This window comes from Methanobrevibacter ruminantium, from assembly GCF_016294135.1.
Taxonomy (GTDB): Archaea; Methanobacteriota; Methanobacteria; order Methanobacteriales; family Methanobacteriaceae; genus Methanobrevibacter; species Methanobrevibacter ruminantium_A.
Window position 1 is genome coordinate 1 of record NZ_JAEDCO010000071.1, and the last position, 3,302, is coordinate 3,302.

A 3,302-nucleotide genomic window follows, 5' to 3' on the forward strand; every position below is an offset into this window, starting at 1 on the left:
ATAAAAGAAAAAGGTTTTTCTATGAACCTTGAAAATAGCACCGATGAATATGGAAATAATTTTCGTAGCGTAGATTTCTCAAGAATAAAAGTAGGAATTAAAAATCTTGATGATGCTATTGTTACTCTAGGAGATTACAAAAAAGTTAATTCTAGATTATCAGATAAGCAAACAATTCTTCAAGCTATCAATAACTATGATTTAGACACAATGAGAGATGCTTCAAACTTCTTTTATAGAATTAGCGGTATTTATTCTCGTCTTTGTCGTTATATGGCATATCTATATAGATATGATTGGATGATAACTCCTTATATAGAAGGAGATAATATGAAGAATGGCGAAAAGGCATTATCAGAATTTAATAAAGCACTTTTATTTTTTGATAATTCTGAATTAAAACGCCTTTTTGGAGAAATCGCTTTAAAGGTTTTACGAAATGGTTGCTATTATGGATATTTAATTCCATCAGAGAAAAGAATGTCTATTCAAGAGTTACCTGTTAAATATTGTAGAACTAGATATAGCGTGAATGGTCGTCCCGCAATTGAATTTAATATGAAGTTTTTTGATGATTATTATAGAGATACAGTTCAAAGAATGAAGATATTAAATTTGTTTCCCGCGGAATTTAAAAAAGGTTATAGTTTATATAAACAAGGAAAATTGGTTCCAGATTTCCAAGGTGATACTTCAGGATGGTATTTATTAGACCCTTCTTTAACAATTAAATTTAATGTTAATGGAGAAGATTTTCCTGCTTTAATTTCTGTCATTCCTGCGATTATCGATTTGGATGAGGCGCAAGAGTTAGATAGAAAAAAGATGGCGCAGCAACTATTAAAAATTATTATTCAAAAAATGCCAATGGATAAAAATGGCGATTTAGTTTTTGATGTTGATGAAGCAAAAGAATTGCATAATAATGCAGTACAAATGCTAGGAAAAGCAATAGGAATAGATGTATTAACTACTTTTGCTGATGTGGAAGTTGCGGATATGGCTGATAAAAGCACAACCACAACGACAGACGAATTAGAAAAAGTTGAAAGAACTGTTTATAATGAGTCTGGTACTGCACAAAACTTATTTAATACAGACGGAAATATTGCTCTTGAAAAGTCCATTTTAAATGATGAAGCTGCAATGTATAATTTATTATTGCAATTTGAATCATTTTTAAATGATATATTAACTCCATTTAATAAATCTCCTAAAAAAGTGTTCTTTAGGGCACAAATTTTAACAACAACCATTTACAATTATAAAGAAATGGCTAAATTATACAAAGAGCAAACTCAACTCGGTTATTCAAAGATGTTGCCGCAAATTGCTTTGGGTCAATCACAAAGTTCTATTTTGGCAAACGCTTTCTTTGAGAATGATATTCTTGATTTGGTTCATGTATTTATTCCTCCTCTAATGTCAAGTACTATGAACGCAGAAATTCTTGGTACTAGTAAGAATGGAAGTTCTTCTTCTAGCGAAGATAATAAAGTGGGCAGAAAAGAAAAAGAGGATGACCAAAAAAGTGAAAAAACAATAGCGAACCGAGAAAGTATGAGCTAAAGAAAGGAGATTTAATAAATGCATCAATCTATTGCAACTATTGATTCTCCAGAGTTTATAAATCTTGAGCCATTAGACATTAATCCTTTAATGTCTAAATGTGAAATTAAGGTTTTTTATCTTGGAGAAAATCGCAATCATAGCTATATTACTAAAGATGTAGCTACTGAAATGGCAAAAACATTACGCGGAGCCCCCATTGTGGGTTACTATAAAGATTCCAAAGAAGATTTTGCAGATCATGGAGAAAAAGTAATCTTTGATGATGAAGGCATACATTTTGAATGTATGACTCGTCCTTATGGATTCGTTGCTCCTGATGCAAAAGTGTGGTTTCAAAAATTTGACGATTACGACGATTTTGGAAATAGCATCACAAGAGAATATCTTATGACTACTGGATATTTGTGGACAGGTCAATATGAAGAATGTAAAAGTGTAGTTGAGGGCGATGGCAAGCCGCACTCAATGGAACTTGATGAAGAAACTTTAGATGGACATTGGTCAGAAAATATTAAAACAGGCATGGATTTTTTCATAATAAATGATGCGATAATTTCAAAATTATGTGTTTTGGGAGATGATGTTGAGCCTTGCTTTGAAGGTTCAAGCGTTACTGCTCCAAAGGTAAGCGCATCTTTTAATTTAGATGATGGCTTCAAAAAGACACTATTTACTATGATGCAGGAATTAAGGACTGCATTAGAAGGAGGAAATCAAATGTCTTTAGATGAAAACAAGGTTACACCAACAGAAGATGTAGTTTCTGAAGCTCCTGCCGCAGAAGATACATTTACTGAAGGAACAGAAAATGTGGACAACACTGTTCAAAATGATGCAACTGAAAATCAAGAGAATATAGAAACTCCTGTAACTGAAGATTTTAGCAAGAAGGAAGACGACGAGGACAAGAAGTCTAAATGCGCAAAGCAGGAAGATGATGAGGACAAGAAGTCTAAATGTGCAAAGCAGGAAGATGAAGAAAAGAAGGACGATTCTTCTGACGATAAGAAAGATGAAGAGGAAGACGAAGATAAGAAAAAGTTCTCCGCCCTTTCTGCTGAACACGAAGAACTCAAGGCACAATTTTCAGAATTACAGAAGAACTATCAAGCTCTGGTAGCTTTCAAAAATGAAGTTGAAAGCGCAAAGAAAGATGAAATGATTAAGAGCTTCTATATGTTATCCGATGAAGATAAAAAAGAAGTTGTTGATAATAAAGATAAGTTTACTCTTGAGGAAATTGAAAGTAAGCTTTCTGTTATCTTTACTAAAAAGAGCCTAGCAGAAATGAGTATGAACACTGAAAGCGAATCTGATGAAAAGCCTGCTGTTACATTTGGCTTAGATGATGCTTCGATTAATTCTGTTCCCGCTTGGATTTCTGCAGTTAGAAATACTAAAAATAGTAGAAATTAATAAGGAGGAGACTTATAGATGGCTACAACTATTAAAAGAACTGGTTTCGGTCAGGTTGAACCTAATCATCTGTCAGCTCAAAGAACTGCTCAAATCTATGCTCAGCTTCCCGCTGATAATTCAATTGAGATTCTTGAGAATGGTCAGTTTGTAAAGTATGATTATGCAAACGGAGTTTGCAATTTCACTGGCAAGGGCGAGTGGATGATGGTATTTAATGAGGTTAAGCTCTATGATGGATGGAGAGAAACCTATAAGGATTGGGCAATGAAGAAGTCCAATTATACTCCCGGTGGAGATATTACCCATGGTGG

3 protein-coding genes are annotated in these 3,302 nt (G+C 33.6%); all 3 read left to right on the plus strand.

The window, feature by feature from the left end:
* Nucleotides 1-1,569 (plus strand): hypothetical protein (locus VW161_RS08785; protein WP_325192954.1); only part of this gene is annotated, 1,569 nt, incomplete at its 5' end.
* 18 nt (nucleotides 1,570-1,587) lie between these two features.
* On the plus strand, nucleotides 1,588-2,988 hold the full coding sequence (locus VW161_RS08790; RefSeq protein WP_325192955.1) for a hypothetical protein: 1,401 nt from the start codon (nucleotides 1,588-1,590) through the stop codon (nucleotides 2,986-2,988).
* Between the two features lie 18 nt (nucleotides 2,989-3,006).
* On the plus strand, nucleotides 3,007-3,302 hold a 296-nt coding region (locus VW161_RS08795), incomplete at its 3' end, for a hypothetical protein (RefSeq protein WP_325192956.1).

What these genes read in the sequence shown, in the direction of transcription:
- VW161_RS08790 (WP_325192955.1), top strand. Translation starts at nt 1,588, where the DNA reads ATGCATCAATCTATTGCAACTATTGATTCTCCAGAGTTTATAAATCTT.